General features: G+C 67.0%; 14 protein-coding genes and 1 tRNA gene. 14 read left to right on the top strand and 1 reads right to left on the bottom strand.

Translation table 11 applies throughout. From position 1 onward, the window contains the following. Positions 1 to 26: 26 nt before the first annotated feature. The 5 genes from ABE464_RS00980 to ABE464_RS01000 all read left to right on the top strand — a co-directional run bounded on the left by ABE464_RS00980 (position 27) and on the right by ABE464_RS01000 (position 9672). Positions 27 to 2873, top strand: coding sequence for a TIM-barrel domain-containing protein (locus tag ABE464_RS00980; protein ID WP_346470353.1), 2847 nt, complete (start codon positions 27 to 29; stop codon positions 2871 to 2873). A gap of 101 nt (positions 2874 to 2974) precedes the next feature. Further along, positions 2975 to 5353, top strand: coding sequence for a glycoside hydrolase family 95 protein (locus ABE464_RS00985; protein ID WP_346470354.1), 2379 nt, complete (start codon positions 2975 to 2977; stop codon positions 5351 to 5353). Further along, positions 5350 to 6873, top strand: coding sequence for a xylulokinase (xylB, locus tag ABE464_RS00990; protein ID WP_346470355.1), 1524 nt, complete (start codon positions 5350 to 5352; stop codon positions 6871 to 6873). The genes ABE464_RS00985 and xylB overlap by 4 nt, the downstream gene beginning before the upstream one ends. Further along, the gene (gene xylA, locus ABE464_RS00995) at positions 6870 to 8210 is read left to right on the top strand and encodes a xylose isomerase (protein WP_346470356.1); all 1341 of its coding nucleotides are present in this window, start codon (positions 6870 to 6872) and stop codon (positions 8208 to 8210) included. Before xylB ends, xylA begins: the two co-directional genes overlap by 4 nt. A 31-nt stretch (positions 8211 to 8241) precedes the next feature. After that, complete coding sequence (locus ABE464_RS01000) at positions 8242 to 9672, top strand: sugar porter family MFS transporter (RefSeq protein WP_259260327.1); 1431 nt, start codon at positions 8242 to 8244, stop codon at positions 9670 to 9672. A 149-nt stretch (positions 9673 to 9821) separates the two neighbouring features. Here ABE464_RS01000 and ABE464_RS01005 read toward each other — a convergent pair. Further along, positions 9822 to 9896 (bottom strand) — tRNA-Glu (locus ABE464_RS01005). 50 nt (positions 9897 to 9946) lie between these two features. Between ABE464_RS01005 and pcnB the strand changes: the two genes are divergently transcribed. The 9 genes from pcnB to ABE464_RS01050 all read left to right on the top strand — a co-directional run bounded on the left by pcnB (position 9947) and on the right by ABE464_RS01050 (position 20716). Further along, positions 9947 to 11314 (top strand): polynucleotide adenylyltransferase PcnB, encoded by a 1368-nt coding sequence (pcnB, locus tag ABE464_RS01010; protein WP_346470685.1) that lies wholly within the window; start codon positions 9947 to 9949, stop codon positions 11312 to 11314. 3 nt (positions 11315 to 11317) lie between these two features. After that, complete coding sequence (gene folK / locus ABE464_RS01015; protein WP_346470357.1) at positions 11318 to 11806, top strand: 2-amino-4-hydroxy-6-hydroxymethyldihydropteridine diphosphokinase; 489 nt, start codon at positions 11318 to 11320, stop codon at positions 11804 to 11806. Positions 11807 to 11837: 31 nt separating this feature from the next. Beyond that, positions 11838 to 12653, top strand: a complete 816-nt coding sequence (gene panB / locus ABE464_RS01020; protein ID WP_346470358.1) for a 3-methyl-2-oxobutanoate hydroxymethyltransferase — start codon at positions 11838 to 11840, stop codon at positions 12651 to 12653. Continuing rightward, positions 12650 to 13492: a pantoate--beta-alanine ligase gene (gene panC, locus ABE464_RS01025; RefSeq protein WP_346470359.1), complete on the top strand. Its 843-nt coding sequence runs from the start codon at positions 12650 to 12652 to the stop codon at positions 13490 to 13492. Before panB ends, panC begins: the two co-directional genes overlap by 4 nt. A 194-nt stretch (positions 13493 to 13686) precedes the next feature. Further along, on the top strand, positions 13687 to 14124 hold the full coding sequence (locus ABE464_RS01030) for a hypothetical protein (protein ID WP_346470360.1): 438 nt from the start codon (positions 13687 to 13689) through the stop codon (positions 14122 to 14124). A 97-nt stretch (positions 14125 to 14221) separates the two neighbouring features. Beyond that, on the top strand, positions 14222 to 14602 hold the full coding sequence (gene panD, locus ABE464_RS01035) for an aspartate 1-decarboxylase (protein ID WP_019183273.1): 381 nt from the start codon (positions 14222 to 14224) through the stop codon (positions 14600 to 14602). After that, complete coding sequence (gene pgi, locus ABE464_RS01040; protein ID WP_346470361.1) at positions 14599 to 16113, top strand: glucose-6-phosphate isomerase; 1515 nt, start codon at positions 14599 to 14601, stop codon at positions 16111 to 16113. The genes panD and pgi overlap by 4 nt, the downstream gene beginning before the upstream one ends. A gap of 335 nt (positions 16114 to 16448) precedes the next feature. Next, complete coding sequence (locus tag ABE464_RS01045) at positions 16449 to 19055, top strand: exo 1,3/1,4-beta-D-glucan glucohydrolase (protein ID WP_346470362.1); 2607 nt, start codon at positions 16449 to 16451, stop codon at positions 19053 to 19055. A gap of 98 nt (positions 19056 to 19153) precedes the next feature. Next, the gene (locus tag ABE464_RS01050) at positions 19154 to 20716 is read left to right on the top strand and encodes a sodium/sugar symporter (RefSeq protein WP_346470363.1); all 1563 of its coding nucleotides are present in this window, start codon (positions 19154 to 19156) and stop codon (positions 20714 to 20716) included. Positions 20717 to 20753 lie beyond the last annotated feature (37 nt).

The raw sequence follows: 20753 nt of genomic DNA on the forward strand, positions 1-20753 counted from the left end.
CGCAACGAATGAGAAGGGAGCACTGAATGCGTTACATGAGCGTACTGAGCGTGCCGCTGCTGGCATTGCTGGCGTCACCGGCGATGGCCCAGAGCCACCGCGTGCTGGACAACGGTGTGGTGGTGGTGCCGGCCCAGGCCGGCGCGGCCCAGGTCCGGCTGGAGCTGGTGGACGACAACATCGTGCGGGTCAGCGCCGACCCCGACGGCGACTTCACGCGCACGCCGAGCCTGATGCGCGTCCCCGTGCAGGGCAAACCGCGCTTCACGGTGGAGCAGGGCGGTGGCAGCGTGCGCCTGGTCGCGGCCGGGATCAGCGCCGATGTTTCCGAAGCCGATGGACACGTGAGCTTCCGTGACGCGCAAGGCAAGCCGCTGCTGGCCGAGCGCGCCGGTGGCCGCAGCTTCAGCCCGCTCACCGTGGAGGGCAAGGCGTACTACAGCGTGCGCCAGCGCTTCGAGTCGCCCAGCGATGAGGCGATCTACGGGTTCGGGCAGCATCAGCAGGGATGGATGAATCAGAAGGGCCGCGACGTCGAGCTGCTCCAGGGCAACATCGACATGGCGGTGCCGTTCATTGTCTCCAGCCGCAATTACGGTCTGCTCTGGGACAACAACGCGATCACCCGCCTGGGCGACCCGCGTGGGCTGCAGCCGCTGCAGGCCTCGCTGCAGGTGTTCGATGCCAAGGGCAAGGCCGGCGCGTTGACCGCCCGCTACATCGTCGATGGCAAGACCCGCGTCGAGCGCCGCGAGCCGGAGGTGAACTACCAGTACATCAAGGATCTCACCGCGTTCCCGGCCAAGGGCAAAAACGGCGCTGAGGGTGGGCGCTCGCAGGTGGTCTGGGAAGGCGCGATCGAAGCGAAGACCGCCGGTCGCCATACCTTCTCCCTGTACGGCAGCGAATACATCAAGCTGTACGTGGACGGCAAGCTGGTGATCGACCGCTGGCGCCAGAACTGGAACCCGTGGCATCACGAATTCGCGCTGGAGCTGACGCCCGGCACCCGCCACCAGATCAAGGTCGAGTGGGACCTGATCGACCCCAGCTACATCGCGCTGCTGCACCGTGATCCGCTGCCGCAGGCCGAAGCCGCCGATCTCTCGCTGTGGTCCGAAGCTGGGCAGATGGTGGACTACTACGTGGTCGCCGGCGGCAATGCCGATCAGGTGATCGCCGGCTATCGCGAACTGACCGGCAAGGCGGTGATGCTGCCCAAGTGGGCCTACGGTTTCTGGCAGAGCCGCGAGCGCTACAAGAGCCAGGATGAGCTGCTCGGCGTGCTGGACGAGTACCGCCGCCGCAAGCTGCCGATCGACAACATCGTGCTGGACTGGTCGTACTGGCCCGAAGATGCGTGGGGCTCGCATGACTTCGATCCCACCCACTTCCCCGATCCGGATGGCATGGTCAAGCACATCCATGACCAGCACGCGCAGGTCATGATTTCGGTGTGGCCGAAGTTCTACCCGACCACGGCCAACTACAAGGAACTGGACGCGGCCGGCTTCATGTACCAGCGCAACGTCGAGGTCGGCGAGCTGGACTGGATCGGCAAGGGCTACAAGAACTCGTTCTACGATCCCTACGCGGCAAAAGCGCAGCAGATCTATTGGCGCCAGATCAATGAGAAGTTGAACAGCAAGGGCTTCGATGCCTGGTGGATGGACGCCGACGAGCCGGACGTGCACTCCAACCTGGATATCGGCGAGCGCAAGGCACGTACCACGCCGACCGCACTGGGGCCGTCCACCGAGTTCTTCAATTCGTATCCGCTGCCGCACACCCAGGGGGTGTACGAGGGGGATCGCGCGGCCGATGGCCAGCGTGTCTTCATCCTCTCACGCAAAGGCTATGCCGGCACGCAGCGTAATGCGGTGGCGGTGTGGAGCGGCGACATCGTGTCGCGGTGGGATGACATGCTCGAGCAGATCTCGGCCGGTGTGAACACGGCCATGTCCGGTCTGCCGAACTGGACCTTCGACATCGGCGGCTTCTCCACCGAGAAGCGCTATTCGGAAGAAGATCCGGCGCACCTGCCGGAGTGGCGTGAACTCAACACCCGCTGGTTCCAGTTCGGTGCGTTCGTACCGCTGTTCCGCTCGCACGGGCAGTACCCGTTCCGCGAGATCTGGAACATCGCCCCGGAAGGCACGCCGTACTACGACAGCATGGTGTACTACAGCCGCCTGCGTTACACGCTGCTGCCCTACATCTACACCCTGGCCGCCGACACCTGGCACCACGACGGCAGCATCATGCGTGGCTTGCCGATGGATTTCCCGTCCGATCCGGCGGTCCGTGACATCAACGACCAGTACCTGTTCGGGCCCTCGCTGCTGGTCGCCCCGGTCACCACCTTTGGCGCCACCACGCGCAAGGTCTACCTGCCGGCCGGTACCACCTGGCTGGATTACTACACCGGCCAGCGCCTGCAGGGCGGCCAGACCATCGATGCCGCCGCGCCACTGGAACGCATCCCGCTGTACGTGCGTGCCGGCGCGATCCTTCCGACCGGGCCGGTCCAGCAGTACGTGGATGAACAGCCAGATGCGCCGCTGACCGTGGTGGTCTACACCGGCGCGGACGGTGCGTTCTCGCTGTACGAAGACGACGGCCGCAGCTATGGCTATGAGAAGGGGCAGTTCAGCCGCATCCCGCTGCAGTGGAACGAGGCCACGCGTGAACTGCGCATCGGCAAGCGCGAAGGCCAGTGGAAAGGCATGCAGGCGCAGCGCACGATCCAGGTCCGCTTCGTGGAAGGACCGCGTGCCGATGCCGGTGCGCTGGCCCCGGCCATCGACCAGACCGTGCGCTACGACGGTAAGGCGGTGGTCGTGCCGCAGCGCAAGATGGCAGCCGCGCGCTGATCGCCTAGGATGAAGATGACTACCGGTGGACATTTCGCCTTGGAGGGCGTTGACGTGGCAGCAGGCAGTACAGGCAGGCCAATGCAGCGCAGGGCAATGCCGTGGAGCTGAGCCGTCGCGGGCTGTTCAAGGCACTTGGGGCGGGGCTGACCCTGTCCGCCACCGGGTGGTCGTCGCAGGCCGGTGCGGTGCCAGCGGCTGCAGGGCGGAGCGACGCCGCCGCGGCGCCGGGGGACGCCCTGCAGCTCTGGTACCGTGCGCCGGCCACCGAGTGGGTACAGGCCCTGCCGACCGGCAACGGCCGGTTGGGCGCGATGGTCTGGGGCGGGGTCGCGCATGAGCGGATCGGCCTCAACGAAGACACGCTTTATGCCGGTGGTCCTTACGATGCGACCAGCCCGGACGCGCTGGCGGCGCTGCCACAGGTGCGCGCGCTGATCTTCGCCGGACGCTACGCCGAGGCCGAAGCACTGGCCGACGCCAAGCTGCTGTCGCGGCCGGCCAAGCAGATGCCGTACCAGCCGCTGGCTGATCTGCTGCTGGATTTCGACCGTGCCGATCACATCGACGGGTATCGCCGGTCGTTGGATCTGGACACGGCGGTGGCGACCACGCAATTCCGCAGCGGCGGCGCCTGGCACCGCCGCGAGGTGTTCGTGTCCGAACCGGACCAGTGCATCGTGGTGCGGCTCAGTGCCGACCTGCCGGGGCGGATTTCGCTGCGGCTGGGCGTGGACAGCCCGCAGGCAGGCGACGTGCAGGTGGATGAGGCAGGGCTGTTGTTCCAAGGGCGCAACGCGGGCTTTGCCGGTATCGAAGGCAAGCTCCGCTTCGCGCTGCGGGTGCAGCCGCGTCTGCGCGGCGGCACGCTGCGGGTGGCGCGTGATCGCCTGCATGTGGAAGGTGCCGATGAGATGGTGCTGGTGTTGACGGCCGCCACCAGTTTCCGCCGCTTCGATGATGTCAGTGGTGATCCGCAGGTGCTTACCGCGGCGTACCAGCTGCAGGCCGGTGCCCACGATTATCCGGCGCTGCTGGCGCGCCATCTGGGCGCGCACCAGGCGCTGTTCCGTCGTGTGTCGATCGATCTGGGCAGCACGCCGGCCGCGCAGCTGCCCACCGATCAACGCGTGCAGGCGTTCGCCAGCGGCAACGATCCGGCGCTGGCGGCCCTGTATCACCAGTACGGGCGCTACCTGTTGATCTGCAGTTCGCGGCCCGGCTCGCAGCCGGCCAACCTGCAGGGCGTGTGGAACGACCTCATGGCCCCGCCGTGGGAGAGCAAGTACACGATCAACATCAACACCGAGATGAACTACTGGCCCAGCGAGGCCAATGCGCTGCACGAATGCGTGCAGCCGCTGGAAGACATGCTGTTCGATCTGGCCCGTACCGGCGCGGTCACCGCACGGCGGATCTACGATGCGCCGGGTTGGGTGGTGCACAACAACACCGACCTCTGGCGCCAGGCCGGGCCGATCGACGGCGCGCAGTGGAGCCTGTGGCCGATGGGCGGTGTCTGGCTGCTGCAGCAGCTGTGGGACCGCTGGGACTATGGCCGCGATCGGGCCTATCTGCGCCGCATCCATCCGCTGTTCAAGGGCGCGGCCGAGTTTTTCGTGGCCACCCTGCAGCGCGACCCGACCACCGGCGCGATGGTCACCAACCCCTCGATCTCGCCGGAGAACCAGCATCCGTTCGGTGCGGCGGTGTGCGCCGGGCCGGCGATGGACTCGCAGCTGCTGCGCGATCTGTTCGCGCAGTGCATCCAGATCAGCGCGGCGCTCGGCGTAGATACCGCGCTCGCCGCGCAGCTGAAGACGCTGCGTGCGCAACTGCCACCGGACCGGATCGGCAAGGCCGGGCAGTTGCAGGAATGGCAGCAGGACTGGGACATGGAGGCGCCGGAAATGCACCACCGGCACGTCTCGCATCTGTATGCGCTGCACCCCTCCAGCCAGATCAACCTCCGCGATACTCCCGCACTGGCGGCGGCCGCCAAACGTTCGCTGCAGATCCGCGGTGATGACGCCACCGGCTGGGGTATCGGCTGGCGCCTGAACCTGTGGGCACGGCTGGGCGATGGCGAGCATGCGCTGCAGATCCTGAAGATGCTGCTCTCGCCCGAGCGCACGTATCCGAACCTGTTCGACGCGCATCCGCCGTTCCAGATCGATGGCAACTTCGGCGGCACCGCCGGCATCACCGAGATGCTGCTGCAGAGCTGGGGCGGGTCGATCTTCCTGTTGCCGGCGTTGCCATCGGCCTGGCCTGACGGCGAGGTACGCGGCCTGCGCGTACGCAATGCCGCCGGCGTGGATCTGCAATGGCGCGATGGCCAGCTGCACTCGGCCCTGCTGCGCAGTGAGCGCGGGGGCACCTATCAACTCGTGCATGGCGAGAGCACGCTGACCGTGGCGCTTCGCGCCGGTGGTCAGCAGCGCATCGGCCTGCGCGGCAATCAACTGGTGAAGCAATGAGTCTGTACGTAGGGCTGGATGTCGGGACGCAAAGCGTCAAGCTGCTGGCCTATGATCCGTCGCTCGGCGAGGTAGTGGCCACGATCGCCCGGCCGATGCAGTTGGTCAGCCACGACGATGGCACCCGGGAGCAGGAGGCGCAGTGGTGGATCGATGGCATCGTCGCCTGCTTCGCCGAACTGGGCCCGGCGCTGCGCGGCCGCATCCGTGCGATCGGCGTCTCCGGCCAGCAGCACGGTTTCGTGCCGATCAACGCGCGCGGGGAGGTGATCGCACCGGTGAAACTGTGGTGCGATACCAGCACCGCCGCCGACTGTGCGCCGATCATGGCCGCGGTGGGGGGCGCTGCCGCCTGCATCGCACTGGCCGGCAATCCCATCCTTGCCGGCTACACCGCCTCCAAACTGCCGTGGACGCGCCGCCATCGCGCACAGGCGTATGCAGAACTGGACGGCATCCTGCTGCCGCACGACTACATCAACTTCTGGCTGACCGGGCAGCGCTATGCCGAGTACGGCGATGCCTCCGGCACCGGCTGGCTGGACGTGCGCAACCGCTGCTGGTCGCGCGAACTGCTGCATGCGATCGACCCGCAACGCGATCTGGCCGCGCTGCTGCCGCCGCTGGTGCCGCTCGAATCCACCTTTACCCTGGCACCGCGGATCGCCGCGCTGCTGGACCTGCCGGCCGACGTGCAGGTCTCCACCGGCGGCGGCGACAACATGATGGCCGCGCTGGGCACCGGCAACGTGGCCTCGGGGCGGTTGACCATGAGCCTGGGGACGTCCGGCACGCTGTTCGCGTATGCCGATCACCCGGTGGTGGACGACGATGGCCGCTGGGCCGCGTTCTGCTCGTCCAGTGGCGGCTGGCTGCCGCTGATCTGCACGATGAACTGCACCGTCGCCACCGAGCGCATGGCCGCACTGTTCAACATCCCGCGCGGCTGTGGCGAGGCGCTGATGGCGCAGACCGAGCCAGGCGCGGGCGGCCTGGTGATGCTGCCGTACTTCAACGGCGAACGGACCCCGGACCTGCCCGACGCGCGTGCCTGCCTGCATGGCATGGACCTGCACAACACCACCCCCGCGCACTTCTATCGGGCCGCGATGGAAGGCGCCACGTACAGCCTGCGCAATGGCTATGACGCCTTCACCCGTGCCGGCCTGTCGTTCGACACCGTGCTGCTTACCGGCGGCGGCAGCAACAGTGCCGCGTGGCGGCAATTGATCGCCGACGTCTTCGAGCTGCCGGTCAAGGTGCCCACCCAGGCCGAAGGCGCGGCGTTCGGCGCCGCCCTGCAGGCGCTGTGGGCCGCGCAGCGCGGGCAGGGCGGCGAACCGGACCTGGTGGCGACGGTCGATGCGCACGTGCGCTTCGATGACGCGCTGTCGGCCACACCCGATCCCCGCACTGTGCCGCGCTACGCAGAACAGTACCGGCGTTTCCTCCACCATCTTTCCGAGGTCGGTCCGCTGCTGCGCACCGCCCCGTCACCACCGCAAGGATCCGAGCAATGAGCACCTCCGTTTACATCGGCGCAAAGGAATACTTCCCCGGCATCGGCCGCATCCCGTTCGAGGGGCGCGACTCGGACAACCCGCTGGCCTACAAGGTGTATGACGCGGACAAGCGCGTGGGTGGCAAGACCATGGCCGAGCATCTGCGCTTCGCGGTGGCGTACTGGCACAGCTTCTGCGCGACCGGCCACGATCCGTTCGGCCCGGGCACCCGGGTGTATCCGTGGGATGCCGGCAACACGCCGCTGGCGCGTGCCGAGGCCAAGGCCGATGCCGCGTTCGAGTTCATCACCAAGCTGGGCGTGCCGTACTACTGCTTCCATGACATCGATCTGGCGCCGGACGCCGACGACATCGCCGAGTACGAGGCCAATCTGCAGCACATGGTCGGCATCGCCGGCGAGCGCCAGAAGGCCACCGGGGTCAAGCTGCTGTGGGGTACCGCCAACCTGTTCTCGCACCCGCGCTACATGAACGGTGCGTCGACCAACCCGGACTTCGCCGTGGTCGCCCGCGCCGCGGTGCAGGTCAAGGCCGCGCTGGAGGCCACCGTGGCCCTGGGCGGCGAAAACTACGTGTTCTGGGGCGGTCGCGAGGGTTATGCCTGCCTGTACAACACCGACATGAAGCGCGAGAAGGACAACATGGCGCGCTTCCTCACGCTGGCCCGCGATCATGGGCGCAGCATCGGCTTCAAGGGCAACTTCCTGATCGAGCCCAAGCCGATGGAGCCGATGAACCACCAGTACGATTTCGACAGTGCCACCGTGGTCGGCTTCCTGCGCGAGCACGGCCTGGACAAGGACTTCAAGCTCAACATCGAAGCCAACCACGCCACGCTGTCCGGGCACACCTTTGCCCATGACCTGCAGGTGGCGTCCGACGCCGGCCTGCTCGGCAGCATCGATGCCAACCGCGGCAACCCGCAGAACGGCTGGGACACCGATCAGTTCCCGACGGATCTGTATGACACGGTCGGCGCGATGCTGGTCGTATTGCGGCAGGGCGGTCTGGCCCCGGGCGGGTTCAACTTCGATGCCAAGGTGCGCCGCGAGTCCTCCGCGCCGGAAGACCTGTTCGAGGCCCATATCGGTGGCATGGACGCGTTTGCGCGCGGCCTGGAAGTCGCCCATGCCCTGATCGAGTCCTCGCCGCTGGAAGGCTGGCGCCAGGACCGCTATGCCAGCTTCAGCAGTGGCGCCGGTGCCGAGTTCGCCGCCGGCCGCAGCAGCCTGGATGCACTTCGCAGCCTGGCCCTTGCCCAGGGCGAGCCGCAGCAGCGCAGCGGCCGCCAGGAAAGGTATGAGAACCTGATCAACCAGTACCTGCTGCGCTGATCCGCAGCTTCCCTTCAACCCAGGGGTTCCCATGTCCAGTGCTTCGCTCAGCAGTACCCGCGCCGGCAGCGGCGAGAACACCGGCTTCATCGTCCTGATCAGCTGTGTGGCCACCATCGGTGGCTTCCTGTTCGGCTTCGACAGCGGCGTGATCAACGGCACCGTCGACGGCCTGAAGGACACCTTCCAGTCCAGTTCGGCCGGGATCGGCTTCGAGGTCGCCTCGATGCTGCTCGGCTGTGCGATCGGTGCGTTCTTCGCCGGCCGCCTCGGCGACCGGCTCGGCCGTCGCGGCGTGCTGATCATCGCCGCGGTGATGTTCCTGTTCTCCGCCCTGGGGGCCGGGGCGGCACACAGCTCCACGGTGTTCATCATCGCCCGGGTGATCGGTGGCTTCGCGGTCGGTGCGGCCAGCGTGATGTCGCCGGCCTACATCGCCGAGGTGGCCTCGGCCCGCTACCGCGGCCGGCTGGCGACGGTGCAGCAGATCGCGATCATCAGTGGCCTGTTCTGCGCCTTCCTCAGTAACTATCTGCTGGCCAAGGCGGCCGGTGCCTCCACCCAGGAGCTGTGGCTGGGGCAGGCGGCATGGCGCTGGATGTTCTGGATGCAGGCCATTCCCTCGCTGCTGTTCCTCTGCCTGCTGCTGGTGATTCCGGAGAGCCCGCGCTTCCTGGTGGTCAAAGGGCGCCGTGACCAGGCCCTGGCGGTATTGACCCGTCTGTACGGCCCGGCCGAGGCGCAGGCCAAGATCACCGAGATCGAAGGCTCGCTGTCCCAGGACCAGCACCGCCCGACGTTCTCGGACCTGATCAGCAAGACCACCGGCAAGCTCCGCCCGATCGTCTGGATCGGCATCGGCCTGGCGGTGTTCCAGCAGCTGGTCGGCATCAACGTCGTCTTCTACTACGGCGCGGTGCTGTGGCAGGCGGTCGGCTTCTCGGAGAACGACGCGCTGCTGATCAACGTGCTGTCCGGCGCGCTGAGCATCGGTGCGTGCCTGATCACGGTGGTGCTGATCGACCGCATCGGCCGCAAGCCGCTGTTGTGGGTCGGCTCAGTCGGTATGGCGATCTCGCTGGCCCTAGTCACCATCGCCTTTGCCAGTGGCTCGCTGGATACCGCGGGCAAGCTCCAGCTCACCGACAACATGGGCGTGCTGGCGCTGGTGGCGGCCAACGTCTACGTGATCTTCTTCAACATGTCCTGGGGCCCGGTGATGTGGGTGATGCTGGGCGAGATGTTCCCCAACCAGATCCGCGGCTCGGGGCTGGCGGTGGCCGGCGCGGCGCAGTGGACCTCCAACTTCGCCATCACCGTGTCCTTCCCGATCCTGCTGGGCAGCATCGGCCTGGCCGGTGCCTATGGCATCTATACGGTGGCAGCGGTGATCTCGGTGTTCTTCGTGCTGCGCTTCGTCAAGGAGACCAAGGGCAAGGAACTGGAGCAGATGGAGGGCTGAGCCGCTTCCGACGGCCCTCCACGCAGGGCAGGGGCCGGGTCGGGGAGCTGTGCTCCCCGGTCCGGGCCTGGCAGGGCAGGCGCCGCACGCCTGGGCCCTGAACGCAAAAACCCCGCCGTAGCGGGGTTTTTGGCTTTCTGCACCGCGACTGGTGCTCCCTAGGGGACTCGAACCCCTGTTTTAGCCTTGAGAGGGCCACGTCCTAACCTCTAGACGAAGGGAGCAGACTTTGTCGCGAACTGCGCAGCGCGCTAGTATATGGACCTAGATGCCATTGGGCAATCCCGAAAACTCAACCGGAAGCGCCAACATCAATTCCTCTGCTACATCACCGTTCAGCCTGCGCGTGATCCCGCGCGATCAGCACAACATCTCCCGCAAGGACATCAGCCCCAACGCCCTGCGCGTTCTGTACCGGCTGCGTGATTCCGGGTTTGCCGGTTACCTGGTCGGCGGCGCCGTCCGCGATCTGCTGGTGAACGGGCACCCCAAGGATTTCGACGTCGCCACCGACGCGACGCCCGAGCAGGTCAAGCAGTTGTTCCGCAACTGCCGGCTGATCGGCCGCCGCTTCCGCCTGGCGCACGTGGTGTTCGGCCGCGAGATCATCGAGGTCGCCACCTTCCGCGCCAACATCGACGATGGCAGCGGCGACCGTGAGATGGAAAACGGCATGCTCGTGCGCGACAACGTGTACGGCAGCATCGAAGACGACGCGATCCGCCGCGACTTCACCTGCAATGCCCTGTACTACGCGATCGAGGATTTCTCTGTCCGCGATTACACCGGCGGCTTCGAGGATGTGCAGGCGCGCCTGATGAAGCTGATCGGTGAACCCGAGCAGCGCTACCGCGAAGACCCGGTGCGCATGCTGCGCGCGGTGCGCCTGGCGGCCAAGCTGGGCTTCCAGATCGAAGAGGCGACCGCCGAACCGCTGCCGCGCCTGGCCAATCTGCTGGCCGAGGCTGCCCCGGCGCGCCTGTTCGAGGAAGTGCTCAAGCTGTTCCTGTCCGGGCACGGCGTGGCCAGCTTCGAGGGCCTCGAGCGGTATGGCCTGCTCGACGTCATGTTCCCCGAGAGCGCCGCGGCCCTGCGCAGCAACCGCAGTGGCGCGCTGCGCCGCATGGTCATCGAAGGCCTGCACAACACCGATCTGCGCGTGGCCAATGATGAGCCGGTGTCGCCGTCGTTCCTGTTCGCGCTGCTGCTGTGGCCGGCCTTCTGCCGCGCCCTTGCCAGCCTGCAGAAGCAGGGCGTGGCACTGGAAGAAGCGCAGCGCCGCGCCGCGGACCGCGTGACCCTGCACCAGTTGAGCACGATCGCCCTGCCGCGCCGCTTCTCGCTGCCGATGCAGGAAATCTGGCTGCTGCAGGGCCGCTTCAGCTCGCGCCAGCGCAAGCGCGTGATCCGGACCCTGACCCATCCTCGCTTCCGCGCCGCCTACGACTTCCTGGTCCTGCGCCAGGTCGCCTCCAGCGAACATGAAGCCGACGTGGCGTTCTGGCGCGAGGCCCAGCTGCAGTCCGGCACGGAGCTGGATTCGGCGCTGGATGCCGCCCAGGCCGACGGTGAGGGCGAAGACGGTGCACCGCGCAAGCGTCGCCGCCGCCGCCGTCGTCCCGGTGGAGTGGCAGGCGAGTAAGCCGTGACCCTGGCCTGTATTGGATTGGGCGCCAATCTGGGGGACGCCGCGCAGACCCTGCGTGAGGCGTTCCAGGCGCTGGCGGCCCTGCCGCAGACCACGCTGCGGGCCCGCTCGCAGCTCTACCGCACGCCGGCCTGGGGTAACGAAGACCAGCCGGCGTTCGTCAACGCCGCCGCCGTGCTGGATACCGCGCTGCCGGGGCCGGTGCTGTTGGACGCCTTGCTGGAGATCGAGCGCCGCTTCGGCCGCGTACGCGATCCGGCCGTGCATTGGGGCCCGCGTGCACTGGACCTGGACGTGCTGCTGTATGGCGAAGACGTCATTGACCTGCCGCAACTGCAGGTGCCGCACCCGTATCTGCACGCACGCGCGTTCGCGTTGCTGCCGCTGGCCGAGATCGCGCCGGACGCCACGATTCCGGGCCATGGCCGTGTGCGGGATGCTGTGATGCGGGTCGACCCCTGCGGGATCTCCCCAATAGGAGGATAATGGGGGGCTTATCGCCACCGGTTATCAGCTCATGAGTACCCACGCAGACAGCAAGCCCTGGACCGTCCCCGCCTTGGCGGAGGCCAAGCGCACGGGGCAGAAGCTGGTGATGTTGACCGCCTACGATGCCGGTTTTGCCCGCAGCTTCGATGCCAACGGCGTGGACCTGATCCTGATTGGCGACTCGCTGGGCATGGTGGTGCAGGGGCACGATTCGACCCTGCCGGTGACCACCGACGACATGGTCTATCACACCCGCGCCGTGGCCCGCGTGCTGGAGCGCGCGCTGCTGGTGGCCGATCTGCCGTTCGGCGCCGATGCCACCCCCGAGCGCGCGCTGGATGCCTCGCTGCGTCTGCTGCAGGCCGGTGCGGAGATGGTCAAGATCGAAGGTGCCGGCTTCAAGCTGGACATCATCCGTTATCTGTTCGAGCGCGAGATTCCGGTCTGCTCGCACCTGGGCCTGACCCCGCAGTCGGTGCTTCGCCTGGGCGGTTATCGCGTGCAGGGCCGTGGCGATGCCGCCCAGCAGCTGCGCGATGACGCCAAGGCCGTGGTGGCCGCCGGTGCCAGCCTGATCGTCCTGGAATGCGTGCCGACGCCCGTTGCCGGGCAGGTCACCGCAGAAGTGAGCGTGCCCACCATCGGTATCGGCGCCGGCCCGCAGTGCGATGGCCAGGTGCTGGTGCTGCATGATTTCCTCGGTCTGGACAGCGGCCATCGCCGTCCCAAGTTCGTCAAGGATTTCCTTGCCGAAGGTGGGTCGGTTGCCGGTGCGGTCCGTGCCTACGCCGACGCCGTGCGCGACGGCTCCTTCCCCGACGCAGAACACGCCTACGCCTCATGATCGATACCGTCACCGAACTGTCCCGCCTGCGCACTGTGGTCAACGGCTGGAAGCGGGAGGGGCTGCGCGTTGCGCTGGTCCCGACCATGGGCAACCTGCACGCCGGGCACTACTCGCTGGTCACGCTGGCGCGGCAGTATGCCGACCGCGTGGTCTCCAGCGTCTTCGTCAATCCGACCCAGTTCGGCCCGAACGAAGATTTCACCCGTTACCCGCGCACGCCCGAAGCCGACACCACCGGGTTGGAGCAGGCCGGCTGCGATGTGCTGTGGCTGCCCACCGTTGAATCGATGTACCCGTTCGGCGTAGAGCTGGCGGCCAGCGTCAACGTGCCGGGCATCAGCGGGCTGCTGGAAGGCGCACACCGACCGGGTCATTTCGATGGCGTCTGCACCGTGGTCTCGCGCCTGTTCAACCAGGTCCAGCCGGACGTGGCGGCCTTCGGCAAGAAGGACTTCCAGCAGCTGGCGGTGATCCGCCAGATGGTGGAAGACCTGGCCTTCCCGATCCAGATCGTCGGCGGCGACATCGTGCGCGAAGACGATGGCCTGGCGATGAGTTCGCGCAACCAGTACCTCAACGCCGAGCAGCGCAGCGTCTCGACCACCATCCACCAGGTGCTGCTGGGCATGCGCGAAGGCTTCATCGCCGGCAAGACCCGCACCCTGATCGAGGCCGAAGCGGCCGCCGCGCTGCAGTCTGCCGGCTTCCAGGTGGACTACGCCGTGGTCCGCCTGCCGGACCTGTCCGAGCCGGCCGATGCCAACGACGGCACCCGCGTGGCGCTGATCGCCGCGCGGATCGGCAACACCCGGTTGATCGACAACCTGGAGTTCTGAGGCCGCCCTCGCGGTACCCACGCAGGGCCACCTTCGGGTGGCCCTGCGCGTTTCCGCAGGCGGCTTCCCCGGTGCGGTCAGCCGTGCGGCGCGGGCTGGATTGACAGTGCGCAGCGCGCGCGACGACGATGCGATCGGGGCCGCCGGCCAACGAATGGGCTGGCGTCAAGCGCGTCCACACAGGGGAAGGGCACATGGCGGGAAAGAAACGGCGCTGGGCGGCCATGGTCGGGCTCGGCCGGATGACCGACCGCGAGTACCGCGCCAACATGAACGGCCTGAACATGTTCTTCGGTGCCGTGCTCGGCCTCGCACTGACCGGGGCCGAACAGCTCAACGACCTGCGTTTCGCCGTGGTCCTGACGATGGTGGCCGGTGCGGTCATCTCCATCCTCTACATTTCCTCCAGCCGGCACAGGGCGGCGTATGCCGCATACGCGGTGCTGGTATCGGCGACTTTCCCCGAGCTGGTGGGGGTGCTCTTCCACGATCCGGACATCGTCCCGGACAAAATCCGACCGACCCTGCTGGTCTGGGCCGGGATGACCATCCTGGTGGAGTTCTGGCAGCGCGAGAAGGAGGCTCCGGCGGCCGGGCCTGCCGGGCCTGCCGGGGCTGATCCGGGTGCCTGAACGGATGGCAGCGCGGGACCGGCCTTGCGGGGCCACCCCCTGCCGCCCGCCCCCCGGGTGCTAGAATTTCCCTTTCCTTTACCGTTGTCCCGTTGCCATGCATCTGTCCCTGCTGAAGACCAAGATCCACCGCGCCACCGTGACGCATTCCGAGCTGAACTACGAAGGTTCCATCGCCATCGATGACAACCTGCTGGCTGCGACCGGCATCCGTGAGTTCGAACAGGTGCACATCTGGGACGTCACCAACGGTGCGCGCTTCTCGACCTATGCCATCCGCGCCGAAGCCGGCAGCGGCGTGGTGTCGCTCAACGGTGGCGCCGCGCGTCACGTGCAGGTGGGCGACATCATCATCATCGCCGCCTTCGCCAGCATGAGCGAAGAAGAAGCTGACAGCTTCAAGCCGAAGTTGGTATATGTGGACGGCAAGAACCAGATCTCCCACACCAACGACACGATCCCGACCCAGGCCGCATGACACAGCACAACGGATTCGACCCGCTTCATTCCCATGCCCAGCGCCTGCGTGGCGCGAGCATCCCCTCGTTGATCGCCGCCGAACCGGGCCGCGCACAATCACTGGGGCTGCGGGTCGGTCCGTTGTATGTAAATTTCGCGCGGCAGAAGTACGACCGCGCGGCCTTGGACGCACTGCTGGAACTGGCTGCCGAGCGCGATGTCGCCGGTGGTTTCCAGCGTCTGTTCCGTGGCGAAACGGTCAACGTGACCGAAGGCCGTGCGGCGCTGCACACCGCGCTGCGCGGTGACGCCAGCGGCGCGCCGGTGGCCGGTGAGGCCTTCGCCACTGCCGCGCAGGTGCGCCAGCAGATGGGCGAGCTGATCGCCGCGCTGGAAGCCACCCATATCACCGATATCGTCAGCGTCGGCATCGGCGGCTCGGACCTGGGGCCGCGTCTGGTGGCCGATGCGCTGCGTCCGGTCACCGGGGCGCGCTTCCGCGTGCATTTCGTGTCCAACGTGGACGGCGCTGCGATGCAGCGCACGCTCGCCACGCTGGACCCGGCCACCACGGCCGGCATCCTGATCTCCAAGACCTTCGGCACCCAGGAGACCCTGCTCAACGGGCAGATCCTGCACGACTGGCTGGGTGGCAGCGAGCGTCTGTATGCAGTCAGCGCCAACCCGGAGCGTGCGGCCAAGGCCTTCTCGATCGCCGCCGGCCGCGTGCTGCCGATGTGGGACTGGGTGGGCGGGCGCTACTCGCTGTGGTCGGCGGTCGGTTTCCCGATCGCGCTGGCGATCGGCTTCACGCGTTTCGAGCAGCTGCTCGAGGGCGCCGCGCAGATGGACGAACACGCGCTGACCGCACCGCTGGCGCAGAACCTGCCGGTACTGCATGCACTGACCGATATCTGGAACCGCAACCTGCTCGGCCATGCCACGCATGCAGTGATGACCTATGACCAGCGCCTGGCGCTGCTGCCGGCCTACCTGCAGCAGCTGGTGATGGAAAGCCTGGGCAAGCGCGTGCAGCTCGATGGCAGTCCGGTCGCCAGCGACACCGTGCCGGTGTGGTGGGGCGGGGCGGGCACCGATGTGCAGCACAGTTTCTTCCAGGCGCTGCACCAGGGCACCAGCGTGATTCCGGCCGATTTCATCGGCTGCGTGCACAACGATGATCCCTACGTGGTCAACCACCAGGCGCTGATGGCCAACCTGCTGGCGCAGACCGAGGCGCTGGCCAATGGCCAGGGCAGCGAGGATCCCCATCGCGAGTATCCCGGTGGCCGTCCCAGCACCCTGATCCTGCTCGACGCGCTGACTCCGCAGTCGCTCGGTGCGCTGATCGCCATGTACGAACATGCCGTGTACGTGCAATCGCTGATCTGGAACATCAACGCCTTCGACCAGTTCGGCGTGGAGCTGGGCAAGCAGCTGGCCAGCCAGTTGCTGCCCGCGTTGCAGGGCCAGGCCCATGCCATCACCGATCCGGTGACGCTGGAGCTGCTGGGCCGACTCGAGGGCTGAGCATCGGCGCATGCTGTGCCATCACGAACCGCCGGCCTGTCCGGCGGTTCTGCGTTGTGGGGTCAGGGCCGCATCGCGTTCTGCGCAGTACGCGCGGCACGGGATACTGCAACGCAACACGGATTACCCTGGCGCGCGGCCCAGGTATGCCGTAAACCACCGTGATTGCAGGGCGGGGCATCGGTTTGGCTATAGCCCAATCCCATACCAGCCTGCGCCGACGGCATATGCCGCGCGATCGATTGACAGCGTGGCGCGCAACGCCAAAGGTAGGCCGTCATGGCGCGGGGAGTCGTGCCATCCGTCTGCTGCCTGTGCAATACCTGGGAGGGTACATGCCGTTGCTTTCGCTTCGTTCCAACCGGCGGTCGATCCGCCACGCCCTTGCGCTGGCCACCTCGGCCACGGTGTTGCTGCTGGCCGGCTGCGGCGGCACTACACCTGCCACGACCGCGCAGGCACCGGCGCCGGCCGACAAAGCCGATGCCAACGCGATCCACCCGCAGGACTGGCCTGAACTGACCTGGCCGCTGGCCGACGACCCGGCGCTGGAGAAGCGCATCGATGCGCTGATGGCGGGCATGAGCGTGGAGCAGAAAGTCGGGCAGACCGTGCAGGGCGATATCGCCAGCATGACCCCCGATGACGTGCGCCGATACCACATCGGCTCGGTGCTGGCCGGTGGCAATTCCGATCCGGGCGGCAAGTACGATGCGCCGCCCTCGGCGTGGCTCGCGCTGGCCGATGCCTACTACGCGGCCTCGATGGATCCGGCCAGCGGCGGCCCCGGCATCCCGATCATCTTCGGTATCGATGCGGTACACGGCCAGAGCAACATCGTCGGCGCCACGCTGTTCCCGCACAACATCGGCCTGGGCGCGACCCGCAATCCCGAGCTGATGCGCCAGATCGGCCAGGTCACCGCCGTGGAAACGCGCACCACCGGCATGGAGTGGACCTTCGCGCCCACCGTGGCCGTGCCGCAGGACGATCGCTGGGGTCGCACGTATGAGGGCTATTCCGAATCACCGGAGGTGGTGGCCAGCTTCTCCGGCAAGGTGGTGGAAGGCCTGCAGGGTGTGCCTGGCCAGCCGGGCTTCCTCGACGGCCACCACGTGATCGCCTCGGTCAAGCATTACGCCGGCGACGGCGGCACCACGCACGGCAAGGACCAGGGCGACACCCAGGTCAGCGAAGCGGTCATGCGTGATGTGCACGCGGCTGGTTACCCGCCTGCGATCCAGGCCGGTGCGCAGACCGTGATGGCCTCGTTCAACAGCTTCAACGGTGTGTCCATGCACGGCCACAAGCCGATGCTCACCGATGTCCTGAAGGGGCGCATGCACTTCGGCGGCTTTGTAGTCGGCGACTGGAACGGCCACGGCAAAGTGGCCGGTTGCACCAACGACAACTGCCCGGCCTCGTTCAATGCCGGCGTGGACATGCTGATGGCGCCCGACAGCTGGAAGGGTATCTACGAAAGCAATGTCGCAGCGGTGAAGTCCGGTGTGATCAGCATGGAGCGCTTGGATGAAGCGGTGCGCCGCATCCTGCGGGTCAAGCTGCGCCTGGGTCTGTTCGAGGCCGGCAAGCCGTCCACGCGCCCACTCGGTGGCAAATTCGAGCTGCTCGGCGCGCCCGAACATCGTGCGATCGCGCGCCAGGCCGTACGCGAATCGCTGGTGCTGCTGAAGAACCAGGACGGCGTCCTGCCGCTGGCGCCCAAGCAGCGCGTGCTGGTCGCCGGTGACGGTGCGGATGATCTGGGCAAGCAGTCCGGTGGCTGGACCCTCAACTGGCAGGGCACCGGCACCAAGCGTGCGGACTACCCGAATGCGGACAGCATCTGGGACGGGGTCAAGCAGCAGGTCACCGCCGCCGGTGGCAGCGCCGAGCTGTCGATCGACGGCAAGTACCGCACCAAGCCGGATGTGGCGGTGGTGGTGATCGGCGAGAACCCGTATGCCGAGTTCCAGGGCGACATCGCCACGCTGGCCTACAAGCCCGGCGATGACAGCGATCTGCAGCTGATCAAACGGCTCAAGAGCGAGGGCATCAAGGTCGTCACGGTGTTCCTCAGCGGCCGCCCCCTGTGGGTGAACCGCGAGATCAATGCGTCCGACGCGTTCGTGGCCGCCTGGCTGCCGGGCTCGGAAGGGGCCGGCATCGCTGATGTGCTGCTGCGCAAGCCAGACGGCAGTGTGCAGCACGACTTCAAGGGCACGCTCAGCTTCTCCTGGCCGCGCACCGCCGTGCAGTACCAGAACAATGTCGGCCAGAAAGACTACGACCCGCAGTTCGCCTTCGGCTTCGGCCTGCACTATGCCGACAACGGCAACCTCGCCGCGTTGCCGGAGGTCTCGGGCATCACCGGTGAGCAGGGCGATGCCGGTGTGTACTTCAACAAGGGCAAGCCGACCGCTGGGCTGGCGATGCGCCTGAGCGGGGTCAAGCAGTCGGAGCTGCCGGCGGTGACATTCCCGGCCGTGCTCAGCGATGCCAGCCTGAAAGTGTCCGCGGTCGATCACAAGGCGCAGGAAGACGCGCGTCGCCTGCAGTGGTCGGGCAGTGGCAAGGCGAACATGGCGTTGCTGTCCACGCGCCCGCTGGACCTGACCCGCGAGAGCAATGGCGATGTGCAGCTGCTGCTGACCGTGCGCCGCACCGGCGCGATTGCCGGGCCGGTGGGGCTGGCGATCGGCTGCGGCCAGGGCTGCGAGGGCAGGGTCGATCTCGCCCCCACGCTGGGCGGCATCGCCGAGGGCGAATGGCAGACGATCGGCGTGCCGTTGAAGTGCTTCGCGGCGGCGGGTGCGGATCTGTCGAAGATCGAGCGCCTGCCGGTGCTGGAGTCGTCCAATGCGCTGGACCTGTCGGTGTCGCGTATCGCGCTGGGCACCGGCAACGACGCCAAGACCGTGGTCGCCTGCGCGACCCGATGAGCCACACGGGCCCCTGCCGCCGCGGCAGGGGCTGATCACCACCGCGCGCCGCGTTTGCCGGCAGGCGGGGCGGTGCAACGTTGCATAAGGAGCATGACGTGGGATTGGCAACACTGGATGTGGCAATCGTGCTGGTGTACCTGGCCGGCATCTTCGTCCTGGCGCAATGGGTCTCGCGCGAGAAGGCCGGGCACAGCAAGAGTGCCGAAGACTATTTCCTGGCCGGGCGCTCGCTGCCGTGGTGGGCCATCGGTGCCTCGCTGATCGCGGCCAACATCTCGGCCGAACAGATCATCGGCATGTCCGGCTCGGGCTACGCGATCGGCCTGGCCATTGCGTCCTACGAATGGATGGCCGCGCTCACGCTGCTGATCGTTGGCAAGTACTTCCTGCCGATCTTCCTGCGCAACGGTATCTACACGATGCCGCAGTTCCTGCAGCAGCGGTACGGCAACCGCATCCGCACGCTGATGGCGGTGTTCTGGCTGGGGCTGTACGTCTTCGTCAACCTGACCTCGATCCTGTGGCTGGGTTCGATCGCGGTGACCGAGGTGACCGGCATGGACCAGATGCTGGCGCTGGTGCTGATCGGCGTGTTCGCGCTGCTCTACCAGTTGTACGGCGGGCTGAAGGCGGTTGCACTCACCGATATCGTGCAGGTCTCGCTGCTGATCCTCGGTGGCCTGCTGGTGACCGCGCTCACCCTCAACGCGGTGGGAGGCGACGCTGGCATTCTCGGCGGCTTCCAGAAACTGTGGGATCAGCATCCGGAACACTTCCAGATGATCCTGCACCCGGACAACCCGTTCTACAAAGACCTGCCGGGCCTGAGCGTGCTGATCGGTGGGCTGTGGATCATGAATCTGAGTTACTGGGGCTTCAACCAGTACATCATCCAGCGCGCCCTGGCGGCCAAGGACATCGGCGAAGCGCAGAAGGGCGTGCTGTTCGCGGCCTTCCTGAAACTGCTGGTGCCGCTGGTGGTCGTGGTGCCGGGTATCGCGGCGGTGGTGCTGGCGCCGGATCTGGGCAAGCCGGACCGGGCCTACCCGGCCATGATGAGCCTGTTGCCCAGCGGTATTCTCGGCCTGGTGTTCGCCGCGCTGGTGGCGGCCATCGTGGCGTCGCTGGCCTCCAAGATCAACTCGGTGGCGACCATCTTCACCCTGGATTTCTACGCCAAGGCGCGCCCGCAGAGCAGCCAGACCACGCTGGTGCGCGTGGGGCGCATCGCAGCGACGGTCTCGGTACTGGTGGCGATTGCCACGGCACGTCCTTTGCTGGGCAGCTTCGACCAGGGCTTCCAGTACATCCAGGAGTTCACCGGCTTCTTCACCCCGGGCATCACCGTGATCTTCCTGCTCGGCCTGTTCTGGAAGAAGGCCAGCGAAGCCGGTGCGCTGGCCGCGGCCAGCGGCTCGTTCGCCTTGTCGATCGTGTTGAAACTGGCGTGGCCATCGCTGCCCTTCATCGACCGCGTCGGCCTGGTGTTCCTGCTGGCGCTGGCGCTGGCCGTGCTGATCTCGTTGTGGAAGCCGGCGCGTACCGGGCAGGATCTGATCCGCACCGATGACGTGCGCTACGCCACGCCGATGAGTTTCAACATCGGTGGTGCCGCAGTGATCGCGATTCTGATCGCGCTGTACACGGTGTTCTGGTAACCGCGGTCACGCACCTGTGGCAAACGAAAACGGCGAC

Source organism: Stenotrophomonas sp. TWI587 (assembly GCF_039674145.1).
GTDB lineage: Bacteria > Pseudomonadota > Gammaproteobacteria > Xanthomonadales > Xanthomonadaceae > Stenotrophomonas > Stenotrophomonas maltophilia_AY.